Below are 17,281 nucleotides of genomic sequence, written 5' to 3' on the forward strand. Positions count from 1 at the left end.
GAAGACAAAAATGACCGTGACAATTAGCGCATTTGCAGATGAAATTAATCCCAGTATGCAACAACAAATTGCTGGGTTAATCGAACAAAAAATCAAACACATCGAGTTACGAACACTTGATGGAAAAAATGTCAGTGAGTTAACCTTTGAAGAGGCTCACCGCTATAAACAACAATTAGATACAGCAGGAATCACCGTATCCAGTATTGGTTCACCTATTGGGAAAATAAATATCAATGACCCGTTTTCTGAACACTTAGAACTTTTTAAACATGTGCTACACCTAGCCAACATTTTTCAGAGCCCGTATGTCCGCATGTTCAGTTTCTTTATTGATCCTGCAGAAAATCCAGATGATTATCAAGAAGAAGTCGTTACTCGATGGAAAGCCTTTGTAGCCATTGCGAAAGCATATCCTGAAATCACATTGCTTCATGAGAATGAAAAAGAAATCTTTGGTGATACCCCCGAACGATGTGCCTATTTGCTCAATGAGTTAAATAATCCGCAAGTCAAGGCTGTCTTTGACCCAGCAAATTTTGTTCAATGCGACGTTGAAGCTTTTCCCGATGCATACGAATTACTGAAGCCCTCAATTGCTTACCTCCACATTAAGGACGCTCGGTTCAGTGACCACGAAGTCAGGCCAGCTGGTTTTGGAGACGGAAAACTTGAAGAAATTCTAAACGATTTAACTTCTAATGGCTACAACGGTTTTGTTTCGCTTGAACCACACCTGACTTTCTTTGAGGGTTTTGAACGTTTAGAACCAACCAATCAACAATTAACAAAAAAAGCTGACAACGCAAGAATGTTCATTCTTGCGTCAGAGTCATTAAAAAAACTACTAACAAAACTTGATGTGAGGTGGCAATGATGAAACCAATTCGAATTGCGATTATTGGTGTGGGAAATATTGGAACTGCACATGTAAATAATTTATTAGCTAATGAGATGAAAAATGTCGTATTAACTGGTCTTTGCGATAACCAGCCAGAGAAGTTAGCCAAAATTCGTGAAAAACTTGGGGAAAGTTATCTATACTTTACACACGCTGCCAGTGTATTTTCTTCTTCTGAAATTGATGCAGTGATTATTGCTACGCCGCATTATGACCATCCAATTTTAGCCATTGAAGCCCTAAAAGCGGGTAAACATGTCTTAATTGAAAAGCCTGTGGGTGTCTATACAAAAAAAGTGCAAGAAATGTTAACAGAAGCCAAAAAACATCCAGAACTAACACTCGCACTGATGTACAATCAACGAATGAATCCACTTTATCAAAAAGCGAAAGAGCTCGTTGATTCAGGTGAGATCGGTGAGCTTCGCCGAACAAATTGGATTATCACTGATTGGTATCGTTCGCAAAGCTATTACGACTCTAGCAATTGGCGTGCTACTTGGAAAGGAGAAGGTGGTGGTGTTTTACTGAATCAAGACCCACATCAGCTTGATTTATGGCAGTGGATTTGCGGTATGCCTCAGCGGATTTTCGCATTTACTTATAATGGAAAACGCCGAAATGTCGAAGTCGAAACAGAAGTTACCGCCTATGTGGAGTATCAAAATGGAGCTACTGGTGTTTTTGTTACAACGACGACTGAAACTCCCGGAACAAATCGTTTTGAAATCGTGGGTTCAAAAGGAAAAATTGTCATTGAAGATCAGCAATTAAAATTTTGGCAAACTCGAATTGATGAAACCACTTGGAATCAAACCTATACAGGAGGCTTTGGTGAACCAGAAGTTTGGTCTATTAAGATTCCTGTCACTTTTGATAATGAATCTGGTCATAAAAAAATCACTCAAAATTTCATCAATCACATCTTATTTCAGGAAGAACTGGTTTCTCCTGCGGAAGAGGGAATCAAAGGCCTTAGTATTTCAAACGCCATCCATCTTTCTTCATGGCTTCAAGAATGGGTTCCATTACCAATCAACGAACATTTATTTTTAGAAGAATTAACTAAAAAAATTGAGACATCAACTGAAAAACAACGAGCAGAAGTAATTTTAGACACAAAAAAAACGTATTAGAAAGAAGGAAAAACAAAATGGTTGGTGTCGGAATAATAGGCTGTGGTGCAATTGCCCAAACACATGCTAAAGTAGTTCAAACATTGGAGGACGCCCAGCTAATCGCTTGCTGTGATATAAATCAGACAATTGGTCTCACTTTTGCAGAACAATTCTCTTGTATTTTTCATCAAGATTTCAATCGACTACTAGCAATGACAGAGGTCGAATTGGTAATCATTTGTACCCCTCATGATTTACATCAGGCAATGAGTATCGCTGCACTGAACGCACAAAAACATGTTCTTTGTGAAAAGCCAATGGCAACAACACTCCAAGCAACTGAAGAATTGATTTCTATCATAGAAAAACAATCCACACTTTACCATGTTTGCTATCAAAATCGACTGAATCCAACTTATTTACTACTCAAAAAACAGCTAGCAGACAACAAATACGGTAAAGTTACTGGTATCAAATGCGAACTGGCTTGGGAAAGAACTCCGAGCTACTATCAATCAGATTGGAAAGGAACGTGGCAACGAGAAGGGGGAGGTGTGCTGATCAATCAAGCGATCCACATGATTGATGCTGTTACTTGGTTAGTTGGCACACCCGAGAAAATCAAAGGGAAAATCATGACTGCTTGTTTAGAGCAAATAATCGAAGTTGAAGATACAGCGATGGCGATTGCCCTATACCATGACGGCACACCATTCGTGATCCAAGCAACGAATAATTATACAGGTAACCCATCACCAAAACTTACCTTTGAATGTGAAAAAGGACAGATTGAACTAACAACAGAACAATTGAAGTTTAACCAACAAGTAATCTTAGAAGATCTGCCACAACATTTAACTTATGCTTCAAAAAGGTATTGGGGGCGTGGACATCAGGCAGTTATTGCTGCCTTTATCAAGGAAATCAATGGACAAACGGACGACCATATAGCAAGTCTCGCCGGAATTGATGCACTTCAATCACTAAAAATTGTTTTAGGTATTTATACTTCTAGTCGGAGGAACAAATGGATTTCGCTAAATAATTAATTTAAAAGCCCCCAAGTTGTAAAAGCTCAATACAACTTGGGGGCTTTAACTCCTATCTTTATTTTCCAGACTCACTTCTCAAAATCTTTTCCATTTTTTTACCTTTAGCTAATTCATCGACCAACTTATCGAGATAGCGAATTTCTTTCATTAAGGAATCTTCCATTTCTTCCACGCGAATGCCACAAATCACGCCAGTAATCAGTGAACGTTTGGGATTCAACAATGGTGCTTCTTCAAAAAAAGTTTCAAAAGTTGCTTCTTTAGCCAATTGGTTCTCTAATTCATCTTGTGTGTAACCTGTTAACCATAAGATAATTTGATCCACTTCTGCTTTTGTTCGCTGTTTCTTCGTCGCTTTTGTGACGTAGTGGGGGTAGACACTGGCAAAACTAGTTGTGTAAATTCGATGTTTAGGCATCTTTTTCCCTCCTGATTGAGATTAATAAATCACACATAATCTTGGACAGTCGTTTTACTTTCTACTGCTTGTGAAAAATCAGTAAAAATTCGTTTTGTGATATCAATTCCTTTGCTTCTAGATATAAACCAGCTTAACACTTGAAAAGGTAAAATCAAAAGTAAAGGGCACTTGTTTTCATCAGAAATCTCTGGAAGTAGCAAATGACGATTGGGGTCAGCTAAAGTAGGAGTTCGTTCATTTTTAATTGAGATAACAAAAATGTGTGAAGTCACCTTTTCCTCATATGTACGCAACAGCTGTGCTTTTTTTTGAACAAGAGGTTTAACTGGTGTATCTAAAAAGAAAAGACGGTAAGTATCATTCATTTCTAAATAGGGGCCGTGCATAAATGCTTCCAAATCAAGTCCTTGTGAGGGCACTCGAATCGTTTCTGAAAATTTTGTTTCCATTTCTTTCGCTGTCCCAAGCGCTGGACCGTATGCAATAGACATGAAGCGTTGGCTTTCACGTAAACTTTGTTCATTTTTTTTGAAAAACGATTGACTTAATTTGATTGTTAACTCAATTTGTTCCAGCAACTGTTTAAATTCAACTAATTCTTGTTTTTCTTGCTCTTCACTAACAATTCCCAAATGTACGCCTAAACGAAGTCCTAGAAGCATTAATGCTAAAACTGAAGCAGTGAAGCCAAGAGAAACATATCCCACACGCTCTTTACCAGATAAAATATCTAAAGTAGTATCAGTCACTTGCGTTATTTCACTATTTGGAATACTTGTCACACCAATTTTAAAAGACTGCTTGTTTAAATGATTCAATGCATCGATCGTAGAGGTACTCTGACCGCTTTGAGAAATACCCAGAACCAATTGTGGGTGATTGACCTTATGTGCATAGTGTTGAAAATTAAATGGTTCTTGAATCGTAACAGTTTTGTTAGTCATTTTTTCAAGATAACAACGAGCACTCAATGCTGCATTGATACTAGATCCTGTTCCTAAAATCAAAATATCATCAAAATCCGGTAATTGAAAGAGAGCAGTATCTATATTTTTAGGATACGCTTCCAAAATTTCAAGCAAAATAGGTTGTTCTTGGTTGATATAACTCCACATGGTCAGTTCCTTCATAATTATTCTCCTTTAAATTAAAATAAGTTGACAGAAAGTAGGCAACTCCCGATTGTTGGTTCGTCAATGTTTGATGTGTCGCTTGTTTCTTCACTTCTTCGGATGCATTAGCCGATGAACTCATCTTGGAAAAAAGTAATCATTCTCTCTCAACTAAAGGATGGCATGCCGATACAGATAAAATTATTTTTTCACACATCGGTTATCAAACAACTGGTCGAAAGGAAGCAATCATCTCTGCGTTATATGCTGGTAAGACTTTTTACTTAGTTGAGGAAAATACTGGTACCGTTGTTTTCAGTCAGACTGTATCACTGACAACCAATGACCAAGGGCAATTCGGCATTCTTGATTTTACAGATTGGCAAGTTCCCGGGACCTATCATTTAAAAGTAGCGCAGCTTAGTACAAAGACATTCACGATTAAAAATCAGTTCATTTCTTTGTTGCAAGACTCACTTTGGAAAAGCTTAAACTTTATTTTTTGCGAACGTTGTGGATATCCAATCAGTGGGATACATGGAACATGCCACCAAGATATACTAGCTACTCATGAAGGCAAAAAAATTATTTTTAATGGTGGCTGGCATGATGCAGGTGACCTCTCTCAACAATTAGTTCAAACGGCAGAAGTTACTTTAGCACTTTTTTTAGCAGCAAGTAGTCAAGATTCACAAGATACTTCGCTAGCAGAACGTCTAAGAGAAGAAGGGGCTTGGGGAATAGATTTTATTTTGAAAACTCGACTTGGCCAAGGATTTCGCGCTACCAGTGCGGGGATGACACGTTGGACAGATAATCAATTGGGAGACATGGATGACGCAGTTGCGCGAGTACATAACAGCCCTTACGATAATTTTTTAATTGTTGGTTGTTTAGCGAAAATTTTGGTAACGTTACCAAAGGGACATGAATTACACTCTGTTCTTTCTTCCATTCTAGAAGAAGACTATCAGGATGCCAAAGTTGGTTTTGAACAAGCACCGTTTAAGCATGAGCCAATTTTTTGGGAACATACGTATAGCACCTCAAAAAGTTTATATTTAGCTACGTTAATCTGGACCAATAGTTTGATGTATCAAGTAACAGGTAAATCCTTTTTCATTAACGAGACGGAGAAGCTACTTCCGAACTTACTAATGTGTCAGGAACAAACAGGTATTTCATTGGACGATGGAACACTTTTACAAGGATTTTTCTATCGTGATGAACAACAAAAAATCATTCAACATTTTAATCATCAAGCAAGGGAGCATCTTTATGCTTACGCTTTCTCAGAGGCAATAAAAGTTGTGAATGAAAATTTACAAAGTGAGATTCGTAAAGCCGCTAAGCATTACGGTGACTATCTAACCTATTTAGCGAGTGCTACAGCACCTTACCCCATGATTGCCAGTGGGATTTATAAAATGAGTGAGAAAGACGATGATGAATCATTTAATCGCCAGCACCTATTGGTCGACGAGAAAGCGCGAGTCGAATTTAAAGAACAGCTATTAGCTGGTCAAAAGATTGCACCAGATCTTTATCTAAAAAAATTTCCTGTGTGGTTTTCCTTCCGTGGAAATAATGCTGTGCTTCTATCAATGGGTGAAAGTGCAACGATAATAGGAAATTTATTAACAGATGATAAGTTAAAGAACATTGGCTTCACACAGCTCCAATGGCTCATTGGGAAAAAACCATTTGGACAATCAATGATGTACGGAGAAGGGTACAACTATCCACAAATGTACACTGTTTCTTCTGGTGAAATGATTGGTGAGCTGCCTGTTGGTATTCAGACTTTTGAAAATGAAGATATTCCCTATTGGCCACAATTTAACAATGCCACATATAAAGAAGTTTGGGTTGGACTTGCAGGGAAATGGTTGTCCGTCGTTCACGCATTGAGTATATAAAAAAGGAGAATGACTATGTTGAAAAATCCCGGAATAACTAAAGAAACAATTGGTGAAATAATTGCACTTTATGCAAATAAAGTTTCAACCAATCGATACATTGCTGCTATTCGAGATGCTTTTGCCAGTACGATTCCAATTACAATTGCCTCTGCATTTTTTGTCTTGATTAATAATGTTTTGCTTGCTGAAGAAACTGGTTTACTACGAGAAATGCCTGGGAGAATGTTCCTTTCAGAGCTCTGTGTCCAAGGATACAATGGAACAATCGGAATGTTGGGTATTATGGTCACATTCTTGATTGGCTATCGCTTAGCACGTTCTTACGGAAATGACGGGGCGCTTGAAGGGATCATTGCCTTAGCTTGCTATATCACCTTAATTCCCAATACATTAACCATTGTAGGAAATAATGGAGAATCAATTCAAGCCAATGGTATTTTGACACAAACTTATACTAGTGCTTCAACCATGTTGTTAGGCATTTTAGCTGCGTTAGTTGGGATTACTCTTCTATGTAAATTATCTACTAACGAAAAACTGAAAATAAAAATGCCTGATAGTGTACCACCCGCAATCGCAAAGTCATTTAACTTACTTATTCCCGCATTATTGACTATCACTGTTTTTGCATTAATGGAAGCAGGTATTAGGACTTTAACTGGAGTAACTGTTCCTGAATTAGTTGTTGAAGTGCTACAAGCACCATTAGTTGGTGGATTCCAATCATTATCTGGTATTTTATTGTATGTTTTTCTTTCAACATTCGTCTTCATTTTTGGTATCCATGGTTCATTCGTTTTTAGTGCAATTTCTGGTCCCATCTTATTAACTTCGTTACAACAAAACATTGATGCCATCAATAGCGGAAATGTTATTCCTAATATTGTGACACAATCTTTTCTTGACGCGTATGTCTATATGGGTGGGGGAGGAACCATGATTTGTTTAGTGATTGCTGTCTTACTTGTTTCTAAACGTAAGGATGAAAAGATGATTGCAAAATTAGGCGGGATTTCTAGTATCTTCAATATCAGTGAACCAATGATGTTTGGATTGCCAATTGTGTTTAATCCTATTTACGCAGTTCCGTTCTGCTTAACACCAATGATTGCAACGTTTATTGCTTATTTAGCAACTAGTTGGGAGTGGGTCAAACCAACTTATATTTCGATACCATGGGTAACACCACCCATTCTTTCCGGTTACTTAGCAACAGCAGGAGATATTCGCGCTGCGCTGTTACAAGCTGTGATTATTTTTATCGGAACGTTGATTTACTTGCCATTTGTACTTTTATCAAATAAGGTTGTTAAAGAAGAAGTCTAAGCCAAGGTAAAAACTAAAGAAGTACTAAGTGAAAAAAGAGCCTGAGACATCATTTTGTCTCGGCTCTTTTCAAACATTCATTAAGCAAAATATTCTGGATATCTTTCCACAACTGACTCTTGCTCGTTCAACATCATATGCAAATGTAAAATCGTTAAAAAGCGAACTTCTTCAGGATTTTTAGCAACTAGTGCGTCAAATAATTGCTGATGCTGGTTTGTGATGGTTTCCCAAGGTAACCCAGAAATCGTCACCCGTAGCCAACGAAATCGTTCTAAATGCGTATTATGGTTATCTAACCAATTCCAAACTTCTTTGCGCTCAGCAATGTCAAAACACGTTTCATGAAATAAATTATCCGCATGAAAAAATCCACGTGCATCTTGTTTTTCAATTGTTTTTTGTTGTAAGTTTAATATTTCTTGTAATCGTTGTTGTGTTTCAGGAGTTAATTTTGTACAACACTCAACCATGATTTGCTGTTCAAGTTGCTCACGTACAAAGCGTGCATTTTGCGCAGAAGCCAAATCAATTTTTGAAATATAGGTACCACTTTGAGGAATCGTATAAACAAGTTCTTGTTGACGCAATTGTATCAAAGATTCACGAATAGGGGTGCGGCCAATGTTAAGTAAGTCTTCTAAACTTTTTTCAGATATTTTGCGTCCTGGTTCTAAATCTGAAAAAATAATTCGTTTTCTAATTTCCTGGTATGCTTGATTTTGCAAGCTATCAATCATGTTCATTCCTCCAACTCCACCATCAATATCTGTTTTATTATAGCAGAAAACCACTTAAAAGTATGTTATGCAACTAGTAGCTCGTTAGTCTATTTTATAAAAAAAGCATGTAACATGTTACGCAAAATGTAACATGTTCTTTTTGTTTTCTATTCCTTTCTTAAACTAGAAAAGCCCTTACAACTTATTAAAAAAACAAGTATGCTCAAAGTGTCAAAAGGATTACTCGAGTATAAACGACAAAAAATAGATAATTGAAGGAGAATGTAAAATGCAAAAACGTGATTTTATCGATACAAATGATTTTTCAAAAGAAGAAGTAGATTACTTGATTGAATTGGGATTGAAATTGAAAGAATCAATTACTAATGGCTACTATCCTCCTTTGTTGAAAAACAAAACGTTAGGAATGATTTTTGAGCAATCTTCTACACGTACCCGTGTATCTTTTGAAACAGCTATGACGCAACTAGGTGGGCACGCACAATACCTAGCGCCTGGACAAATCCAATTAGGTGGACACGAAAGTCTGGGCGATACTTCCCGCGTCTTATCTCGCTTAGTAGATATTTTGATGGCTCGGGTAGAACGTCATGACTCAGTAGTTGAATTAGCTAAAACAGCAACGATTCCTGTAATAAACGGAATGAGCGACTATAATCACCCGACTCAAGAACTAGGTGACATCATCACCATGACAGAACAGCTACCAGCCGGCAAAAAATTAAGTGACTGTAAAGTCGTTTTTGTCGGTGATGCGACACAAGTTTGCGTTTCGTTAATGTTTATTGCTACAAAAATGGGGATGGACTTTGTTCAATTTGGACCAAAAGGATTCCAAATCAAACCAGAAACATTGGCTATTGGTGAAGCAAATGCACAAATATCTGGCGGAAGCGTGTTAATTACTGAAGACGCTGATCTTGCTATGAAAGATGCAGACTTTGTTTATACAGATGTTTGGTATGGTTTGTATGAAGCGGAACTATCTGAAGAAGAACGGATGAACGTATTTTATCCAAAATATCAAGTCAATGCAGACTTAATGAAAAAAGCGGCCTCACATGCTAAATTTATGCATTGTCTACCCGCTACCCGTGGAGAAGAAGTAACTGATGAAGTATTAGATGCACCTTACTCAGTGGTACTGGACGAAGCCGAAAACAGATTAACAGCGATGCGGGCTTTGCTAGTTTACTTCTTAAATCCTTACTTAAACTATGCGAGTGAAGCAGTAGTCACAACATACAATAGTGAATTTGAACGTTTATTACGTCAAACAAAACAATACGAACGCAAAAACTAAGGCTAGAAAGGAGCAAGGATAATGGAAAAAAAGAAGTTCCGATTATTTGACGCTGTATTAATGGCAGTTGTGGTTATCCTGGTAGTAGAATCTGCTGCCCCCGCCGCAGCAATTGGCTCCTCACAATTTTTTTGGTGGGGGTTACTACTGATTTTATTCTTCTTACCTTATGGATTAATTTCTGCAGAGTTAGGTACAACTTATGAAGGCGACGGCGGAATTTATGATTGGGTAAAGAAAGCTTTTGGTCGACGTTGGGGTGGAAGAGTTGCCTGGTTTTATTGGATCAACTTTCCTATTTGGATGGCAAGCTTAGCCGTTTTGTTCCAAGAAGTCCTATCACAAATTTTTCAAATTCAGCTTCATTTATTTGTAACTATTGGAATCCAGTTGCTCTTCATTTGGGTCGTTACTTTTATTAGTTGTTATCCTGTGAGTGACAGTAAATGGATTTTGAATCTTGCCGCTTTTGCGAAAGTTGCCATCATGATTTGTTTAGGTGTTCTGGGTATCTATCATGCGGTAACGAAAGGTGTAGCAAACGATTTTTCAGGAGCAGCTTTACTTCCAAAAATGGATATTAAGAGCCTTAGCTTTCTTTCAGTTATTCTATTTAACTTTTTGGGATTCGAAGTGGTAACTACTATGGCAAGCGACATGGATAATCCGAAAAAGCAAATTCCGCAATCAATTATCTATGGTGGAATACTTATTGCATTCTTTTATCTATTTGCGGCATTTGGTATGGGCGCAGCGGTTCCTGCCGATGAATTATCTGCATCAGGCGGCTTAATCGACAGCTTTATCTTATTAGTCGGTGGCTTGAATCCGTTTGTAGTGATTATTGGCTTATTATTTATGTATACTTTAGCTGCCAATTTGATTTCATGGTCTTTAGGTGTGAATTATGTTGCTTTATACGCAGCAAAGAATAACGATATGCCTGCGATTTTTGCACGTGTAAATTCCAAAAATGAAATGCCCGTTGGTGCTTCTTTACTTAACGGAATCATTGCAACATTGCTTGTTGTCGCCGCACCAATGATCCCCAACGAAAATATTTTTTGGGCATTCTTTTCATTAAATGTCGTTGCATTATTGTTATCATATATCATGATGTTCCCAGCATTTTTAAAACTACGCAAAACAGATCCCGATACACCTCGACCATTCAAAGTTCCTGGACCAACATGGTTTCTTCGAATTCTGACTTATGTTCCATTTACTTTACTGGTCTTAACTTTAATTTTCTCAGTCGTACCACTTGATAATAGTCCAGAAGAAATTTCCGGAAAAATTCCGGTATTGATAGGTACAATTCTTGTAGCATTGATTGGTGAAATAATGATAAAACACGCAGGAAAAACGTTAGAAAAAGGAGTTCATTCTCATGAAAACAATTGATAGTACCCCAAAACAAGATGGCTTTTGGATGCCTGGCGAATTTGAAAACCATGAGGGCGTTTATATTTTATGGCCCCAACGATCAGATAATTGGCGCAATGGTGGAAAGCCAGCACAACAAACATTTGTCGAAGTAGCCAAAGCAATTGCTGCCTTCGAACCAGTAACCGTGGGAGCAAATCCTGACCAATATAATAATGCACGTCATTTACTACCGGAAGAAATCAGAGTAGTTGAAATCGCTAATGATGATGCATGGGTACGTGACTGTGGCCCAACATTTGTTAAAAGTAGTAGTGGTGAAGTCCGCGGTGTCGATTGGTCATTCAATGCGTGGGGCGGATTGGAAGATGGTCTTTATTTCCCATGGGATAAAGACGATCAAGTCGCTCAAAAAATTTGTGAAATCGAACGTAAAGATCGTTATCGGTTAGATAGTTTTGTTTTAGAAGGCGGCTCAATCCACGTCGATGGAGAGGGTACCTTATTAACAACGGAAGAGTGTCTACTTTCAAACGGACGGAATCCTCAATTATCTAAGGAACAAATTGAACATGTTTTAAAAGAACAGTTAGCCGTTGAAAAAATTATTTGGCTGAAACGTGGAATCTATCTAGATGAAACGAATGGTCACGTTGACAATATTGCTAATTTTGTTAAGCCAGGTGAAGTGGTTCTTGCTTGGACAGACGACATAGCTGATCCGCAGTATGAAATTTCTCAAGAATGCTTGAATATTTTAGAAAACGAAACAGATGCCAAAGGGCGGAAGTTGGTCGTTCATAAAATGTATGTACCAAATCCTGTTACGATTACTAAAGAAGAAAGCTTAGGTGTAGACGCTGTAGCAGGTACCTTGCCAAGAGAAGAAGGCGACCGTTTAGCTGCTAGTTATGTTAATTATTATACGGCTAATGGCGGAATCGTCTTTCCATTATTTGGTGACCCTATGGATCATGAGGCAGAAAAACTTTTAGCAAAATTATATCCAGATCGTGTAATTAGCGGGGTTCCTGCACGAGAAATCCTTTTAGGCGGAGGGAATATTCACTGTATCACTCAACAGATACCTAGTAGCCACTAAAAGATACAATGAAATGATTTAACAAGTTAAAAGGAGAGGACGGAGGATTCGCAAACAGGTTTGTTTCGAATCCTCGTTTTTTGCTATACTAATAGGAGAAGAGGAGTTGTCCAAATGAAAATCGAACACAGTACCCCGAAGCAAGATGGTTTTCGCTTGCCAGCAGAAACAGTTCCTCATGAGGAATGTTTTATGATTTGGCCGGAGAGAACTGATAATTGGCGAAATGGTGCAAAGCCAGCTCAACTTACTTATGCAGAAGTTGCACAAACTATTGCGAAATTCGAACCAGTGACAATGCTTGTATCAAAAAGACAATACAAAAATGCTCGCCATTTACTTAACGAAAACATCCGTATTTTAGAAATGAGTTCAGATGATGCATGGATCAAGGATACAGGTCCAGTCTACGTCATGGACACGTCAGAAAATCTTCGTGCTGTAGACTTTCGATTCAATGCGTGGGGCGGATTGTTAGACGGGCTGTTTTTCCCTTGGGATCAAGATGATTTATTGGCAGAAAAAATTTGTAATTGGCAACGATTAGACTATTATTCCTTAGCAAATTTCGTACTAGAAGGTTGCTCCATTCACAGCGATGGGGAAGGAACAATTTTTACTACGGAAGAATGTCTCCTATCTGAAGGAAGGAATCCGCAATTTACTAAAACACAAATCGAAGAAATCCTTTTGGAGTATTGCGGAGCTCAAAAAATCATCTGGCTTCCACATGGCTTCTTTTTAGATGAAACAAATGGTGATATTGATAATTTGTTGAATATCGTTCGCCCCGGTGAACTCGTCCTTAATTGGTGCGATGATCCAGAAGACCCAATGTATGAAATTGTACGAGAAGCTTATATGTACTTATCAAAAGTAACAGATGCCCAGGGACGGGGACTACAAATTCATAAAATGCCTTTACCGCAAGCAATGTACATTACTGAAGAAGAAAGTCAAGGAGTAGACCCAGTAAATGGTATGCTTCCACGCTTTCCTGGAGATCGATTAACAGCTAGTTATGTTAGTTATTATACGGCAAATCAAGGCGTAATCTATCCTGTATTTGACGACCCTAATGACCAAAAAGCACATAAAATACTGAAAGACTTGTATCCTGGATATGAGGTCATCGGAGTTCCTGCACGAGAAATTCTTTTAGGTGGAGGAAATATCCACTGTATTGCTCAGGCACTACCAAAACATAGAAAGTAGGATGATTATGGATTTCTATGAAATTGTTAATTCCCATCTAGCAGAACTGACAAGAAATGAACGGGTTTTGTTTGATTATGTTATCTCAAACTTGAATGTCATCAAAAATAAAAGTATTAGAGAAGTTTCTGAAGAATGCTTTGTTTCAACCACGACTTTTTTGCGTTTCGTTAGAAAAATAGGTTTTAGTGGTTATAGTGAATTTTCAACAGTTATCAAATACACTTTATTAACAAAAAATGATGTTCCTCAACAAAGTCCATTTGTGGTTTCTCAAAGAGATTATCGGGAAGAATACTTAAAAAATTTAATTGAGTCCGTTCGTGTAATGGATAGTGATAAAATCAAAAAAATTGTTTTGGCCATGCAGGAAAAACCAAAAATCTTTTTATTCGCCAAAGGAATGAGCAAAGAAATTATGGGCTATATCAAATATCTCTATACTACAGCTGGATTTTTTGTCATCTTTCCAGAAGATCAACAAACAAGAACAATTGCTTTACAACAAGCTGAATCAAAAGATTTGGTTTTCGTTTTTAGTTATCGTGGTGAGGACAATGAGTTAATTACCTTGATTCGAAAGTTAAAAGAGCAGTCACATCCCTTGATTGTATCAATCACCGGTGCCGACAATAACCTGATGCAAAACACAAGCGATATCAATCTCTACTTATTTACAGACGAATTGTACCTTAATCAACTAAATCTTACTTCGCATATCTCGATGATTGCCTTGATGGAGCTGTTGCTTTATCAATATATCGAAGGCTGTGATCCCCAGGACTATCATCTGGTATTTCGTTGAATCAACTACCTTTAGAGCTTAGAACAACATGTTCTTCGTGTCTATAGGTAGTTTCTTTTTTGGTAAAAAGTTTCAGTTTTTTGCGATAAACAGGCTTTTTTCTGGTACAAACTGCCAATTTTCAGTCGTTCTCTTATCAAAGAATCATTTTCATGGTTCAATGAGGCCACAACAATCTATGGAAATGAAATTTCAATTAAAAGGGTGAACAATATGAAGTTAGCGATAATTGGCTCTGGCAAAATTGTACAAGACTTTTTAACAATTACAAAAGACTTACCTCAAATCAAATTAGAAGCAATCGTCGGAACAAAAAGAAGCAAAGAGACATTAGAAGAACTACAAAAAAAATATGGAATCAAAAACTATTTTACTGACTACGAACAATGTTTACAGGAAGATACGATTGATACCGTTTATGTTGCTGTCCCTAATCATTTACATTTCTCTTTTACAAAAAAAGCATTGTTAGCTGGTAAAAATGTCATTTGCGAAAAACCATTTACTACTGATTATCAACAATTTTTAGAACTAAAACATTTAGCAGAAAGCAAACAAAAATTTTTGCTTGAAGCAATTACAAACCAATACCTGGAGAATTATTTGGAAATCAAGAAACAACTGTCTTCCTTAGGAGAGATAAAGCTAATCGAATGCAACTATTCTCAATATTCTTCACGATATGATGCGTTTAAAAACGGAGAGATTGCGCCTGCTTTCGATGCTCAAAAAGGTGGAGGAGCATTGATGGATCTTAACATTTACAATGTCCACTTTGTTGTAGGACTATTAGGAAAACCATTAGAAGTCTATTATTTTCCACATATGGAAAAAGAGGTTGATACTTCTGGCATTTTAGTGTTGCAATATAAGGAATATCAAGCAGTTTGTATCGCGGCTAAGAATTCTGATGCACCCGTTCGCTCAGTTATTCAAGGTGAAAATAGGTCGATTGTAGTTGACAGTCCTGCCAATGTTCTAACTTCCTTTGGTATCTATCAAAAAAATCAACTCTTAGAAACTATTTCTGCGAATAGTCACGCACATAGAATGTATCAAGAATTTGCAATGTTTGATCAGATGATTCAAAGTAAAGATTTTTTTGCCATGCAAAAACAATTAAAACATAGTGAAACTGTCATGTGGGTGATTGACCAGGCAAAATTATCAACGAAATCAAGAAATTAATTCCTCGCATCAATTTTTAAAAAAAACTGCAAACAAAACTATCTGTCTCTAAAACAGTTTTACATTTCTACTTGTTTCAAAGACAGATAGTTTTCTGCTTAGTCCAGCTGCTTAATATTACATTTCTGGTGCTAGATTGTTTAAATACATATCCCACAACCAATTAAACAACTCACTTAAATAATTTGATTCATCTGTTAATTCGACGATAAAGCATGGTTTCGTCGTACTCGGCAAAATTTCTGAAAAGCTAGTGATAAACAAATCGATTTCTGAATGGTCAGTTACTGATAGTTCATAGTCAACAAATTGCAATTGTGATAAAAACAAAACAATATTCTGTAATATTTTTTGATTAATCATAGGAATGATTGCAACTTTCACTCGTCTATCTTTGATTTTTTTCTGGAAGTAAGGATAGAGGATAAAACTTAAATCTTCAAGCAATTCTTTTTTACGATCTTTAAAAATAAAAAAGGACGTTTTTTGAAAATATTGCTCAAAATAATGACCTAAAATCTCTATTAACTTTTGATACCCCGGTGTTTCTGAATAACTAGAAACGCCATCAAACCCATAGAATTTGGGTAGTTTTCCCCCATTAGTATAGTGAGAAAATAGCGTAGAAAATAAATTTGCACGGATAAGCAGTTCTTCTTCTTCAGTCAGATTTTCAGGTAAGATTTTTTTTGAATAAAATGAATTAAATTCTATCAAAAACCTGTGAAATTGCTGTTCTCTCTTTTCTAAATTTTGATAAAAATCAACTAAAATAGTTAAGCGAGAATCAACCGGTGATGCATAGTAGAACGAAAAAACAAATACATATTTCAAAAAATTAATGTGATAAATAATCTGATAGGGATCCTTAATAAACTGAGAAAAATATTGTTGTAAAACGGGATTAGCGTCAAAATAAATCAATTCATTTCCTTCAAATTCATCCAATTCATAACCTTGTAAACTTCTAATTTTCATAATCGTTAACATTAATCGGATTGCTTTTGGATGAACATGAGAAAAGTTAAAAAAATCAAAGTCTTTTAAAAGTTCTTTTTCATTATAATACGGTAAATCAAGTTCTTCGTTTGTTAGCACATCATCTCCAGTGGAGCCTAACCAAATCACATAAAAAAAAAGCAGTTGAATGTTGCTTTCTTCTCCAAAAATTTTCATTTTAGAAAAGTTAAGTTTTACATTCAAATCATCTAAGCACACTTTAGTCGTTTGTAATGCTCTGATTGCAGTCGAGCGACTGATATAGTTTTCTTCTAAAAAATCTTCAATCGTTTGTTCTGGTCTTGTCAATATAGAAAGTAAAAATTGATAGGGTAGAGAACACTTAATCAAAAACTGTAAATATATATTGTAATTATAGCCTTTAGTGTGCCAATTAACTCGTCCGCTCTCATCCCAAACACTCTTATCAAAGAGCGTAATCATGTCACGATCAAATGACTGGATCAACGATTGAGTGGCTGGAAAAGATAGTTTGAATTCTTTAGCTAAATAGGAAATGGAACAAGAAGCATTCTGTGAATTAAGGATCTGAAAAACTGCTAACTTTCGCCTGTCATAATCATTAAGAACCACAAATTCAAACATAATGAACTCTCTCCTTCTTTATTTTTGACCAGATTTCTTACATAATCCATCAACTTTCTGACAAAAAAATTAAACTATATCG

16 protein-coding genes are annotated in these 17,281 nt (G+C 36.7%); 11 read left to right on the plus strand and 5 right to left on the minus strand.

What is annotated here, in order from left to right; translation table 11 throughout:
* The first annotated feature begins 10 nt into the window (after positions 1-10).
* The 3 genes from IGJ93_RS06450 to IGJ93_RS06460 are packed head-to-tail and all read left to right on the plus strand — an operon-like array spanning position 11 to position 3,068.
* A complete protein-coding gene (locus tag IGJ93_RS06450) occupies positions 11-877 on the plus strand; it encodes a sugar phosphate isomerase/epimerase family protein (RefSeq protein ID WP_075491528.1) in 867 nt (288 codons plus the stop codon).
* On the plus strand, positions 877-2,037 hold the full coding sequence (locus tag IGJ93_RS06455) for a Gfo/Idh/MocA family protein (RefSeq protein ID WP_075491529.1): 1,161 nt from the start codon (positions 877-879) through the stop codon (positions 2,035-2,037). The genes IGJ93_RS06450 and IGJ93_RS06455 overlap by 1 nt, the downstream gene beginning before the upstream one ends.
* A 17-nt stretch (positions 2,038-2,054) precedes the next feature.
* On the plus strand, positions 2,055-3,068 hold the full coding sequence (locus tag IGJ93_RS06460; RefSeq protein ID WP_071868367.1) for a Gfo/Idh/MocA family protein: 1,014 nt from the start codon (positions 2,055-2,057) through the stop codon (positions 3,066-3,068).
* A 58-nt stretch (positions 3,069-3,126) separates the two neighbouring features.
* Here the strand turns inward: IGJ93_RS06460 and IGJ93_RS06465 are convergent, their stop codons facing one another.
* From IGJ93_RS06465 to IGJ93_RS06475, 3 genes are read right to left on the minus strand one after another with little or no spacing between them, the layout of a single operon-like run.
* On the minus strand, positions 3,127-3,489 hold the full coding sequence (locus tag IGJ93_RS06465) for a DUF2200 domain-containing protein (protein WP_075491530.1): 363 nt from the start codon (positions 3,487-3,489) through the stop codon (positions 3,127-3,129).
* 29 nt (positions 3,490-3,518) lie between these two features.
* Positions 3,519-4,622 carry an SIS domain-containing protein gene (locus tag IGJ93_RS06470; RefSeq protein WP_075491531.1) on the minus strand — a complete coding sequence of 368 codons (1,104 nt, stop codon included), beginning with the start codon at positions 4,620-4,622 and terminating at the stop codon, positions 3,519-3,521.
* Entirely contained in the window at positions 4,567-4,746 is a 180-nt protein-coding gene (locus IGJ93_RS06475) for an HAD hydrolase family protein (protein ID WP_143353570.1), read from the minus strand. The genes IGJ93_RS06470 and IGJ93_RS06475 overlap by 56 nt, the downstream gene beginning before the upstream one ends.
* A gap of 1 nt (position 4,747) precedes the next feature.
* On the opposite strand from IGJ93_RS06475, the gene IGJ93_RS06480 reads away from it, so the two are divergent.
* Entirely contained in the window at positions 4,748-6,523 is a 1,776-nt protein-coding gene (locus IGJ93_RS06480; protein ID WP_430596877.1) for a glycoside hydrolase family 9 protein, read from the plus strand.
* 15 nt (positions 6,524-6,538) lie between these two features.
* Positions 6,539-7,852, plus strand: coding sequence for a PTS sugar transporter subunit IIC (locus tag IGJ93_RS06485; protein ID WP_075491533.1), 1,314 nt, complete (start codon positions 6,539-6,541; stop codon positions 7,850-7,852).
* Positions 7,853-7,932: 80 nt separating this feature from the next.
* On the opposite strand, the gene IGJ93_RS06490 is transcribed toward IGJ93_RS06485, so the two are convergent.
* Positions 7,933-8,592: a GntR family transcriptional regulator gene (locus IGJ93_RS06490; protein ID WP_067482010.1), complete on the minus strand. Its 660-nt coding sequence runs from the start codon at positions 8,590-8,592 to the stop codon at positions 7,933-7,935.
* A gap of 271 nt (positions 8,593-8,863) precedes the next feature.
* Between IGJ93_RS06490 and ptcA the strand changes: the two genes are divergently transcribed.
* The 6 genes from ptcA (at position 8,864) to IGJ93_RS06520 (ending at position 15,594) form a co-directional block, all read left to right on the plus strand.
* On the plus strand, positions 8,864-9,898 hold the full coding sequence (gene ptcA / locus IGJ93_RS06495; RefSeq protein ID WP_430596878.1) for a putrescine carbamoyltransferase: 1,035 nt from the start codon (positions 8,864-8,866) through the stop codon (positions 9,896-9,898).
* Positions 9,899-9,916: 18 nt separating this feature from the next.
* On the plus strand, positions 9,917-11,302 hold the full coding sequence (locus IGJ93_RS06500) for an APC family permease (RefSeq protein WP_071868369.1): 1,386 nt from the start codon (positions 9,917-9,919) through the stop codon (positions 11,300-11,302).
* Positions 11,289-12,386 (plus strand): agmatine deiminase, encoded by a 1,098-nt coding sequence (gene aguA / locus IGJ93_RS06505; protein ID WP_067482016.1) that lies wholly within the window; start codon positions 11,289-11,291, stop codon positions 12,384-12,386. Before IGJ93_RS06500 ends, aguA (IGJ93_RS06505) begins: the two co-directional genes overlap by 14 nt.
* A 114-nt stretch (positions 12,387-12,500) precedes the next feature.
* The gene (gene aguA, locus IGJ93_RS06510) at positions 12,501-13,601 is read left to right on the plus strand and encodes an agmatine deiminase (RefSeq protein WP_075491535.1); all 1,101 of its coding nucleotides are present in this window, start codon (positions 12,501-12,503) and stop codon (positions 13,599-13,601) included.
* Between the two features lie 7 nt (positions 13,602-13,608).
* Complete coding sequence (locus tag IGJ93_RS06515) at positions 13,609-14,406, plus strand: MurR/RpiR family transcriptional regulator (protein ID WP_071868372.1); 798 nt, start codon at positions 13,609-13,611, stop codon at positions 14,404-14,406.
* 213 nt (positions 14,407-14,619) lie between these two features.
* Positions 14,620-15,594 (plus strand): Gfo/Idh/MocA family protein, encoded by a 975-nt coding sequence (locus tag IGJ93_RS06520; protein WP_075491536.1) that lies wholly within the window; start codon positions 14,620-14,622, stop codon positions 15,592-15,594.
* Positions 15,595-15,711: 117 nt separating this feature from the next.
* Here the strand turns inward: IGJ93_RS06520 and IGJ93_RS06525 are convergent, their stop codons facing one another.
* Positions 15,712-17,199: a helix-turn-helix domain-containing protein gene (locus tag IGJ93_RS06525; RefSeq protein ID WP_270344517.1), complete on the minus strand. Its 1,488-nt coding sequence runs from the start codon at positions 17,197-17,199 to the stop codon at positions 15,712-15,714.
* Positions 17,200-17,281 lie beyond the last annotated feature (82 nt).

This window comes from Enterococcus sp. DIV0174 (assembly GCF_050529065.1).
In the GTDB taxonomy this organism is placed as follows: domain Bacteria; phylum Bacillota; class Bacilli; order Lactobacillales; family Enterococcaceae; genus Enterococcus_B; species Enterococcus_B thailandicus.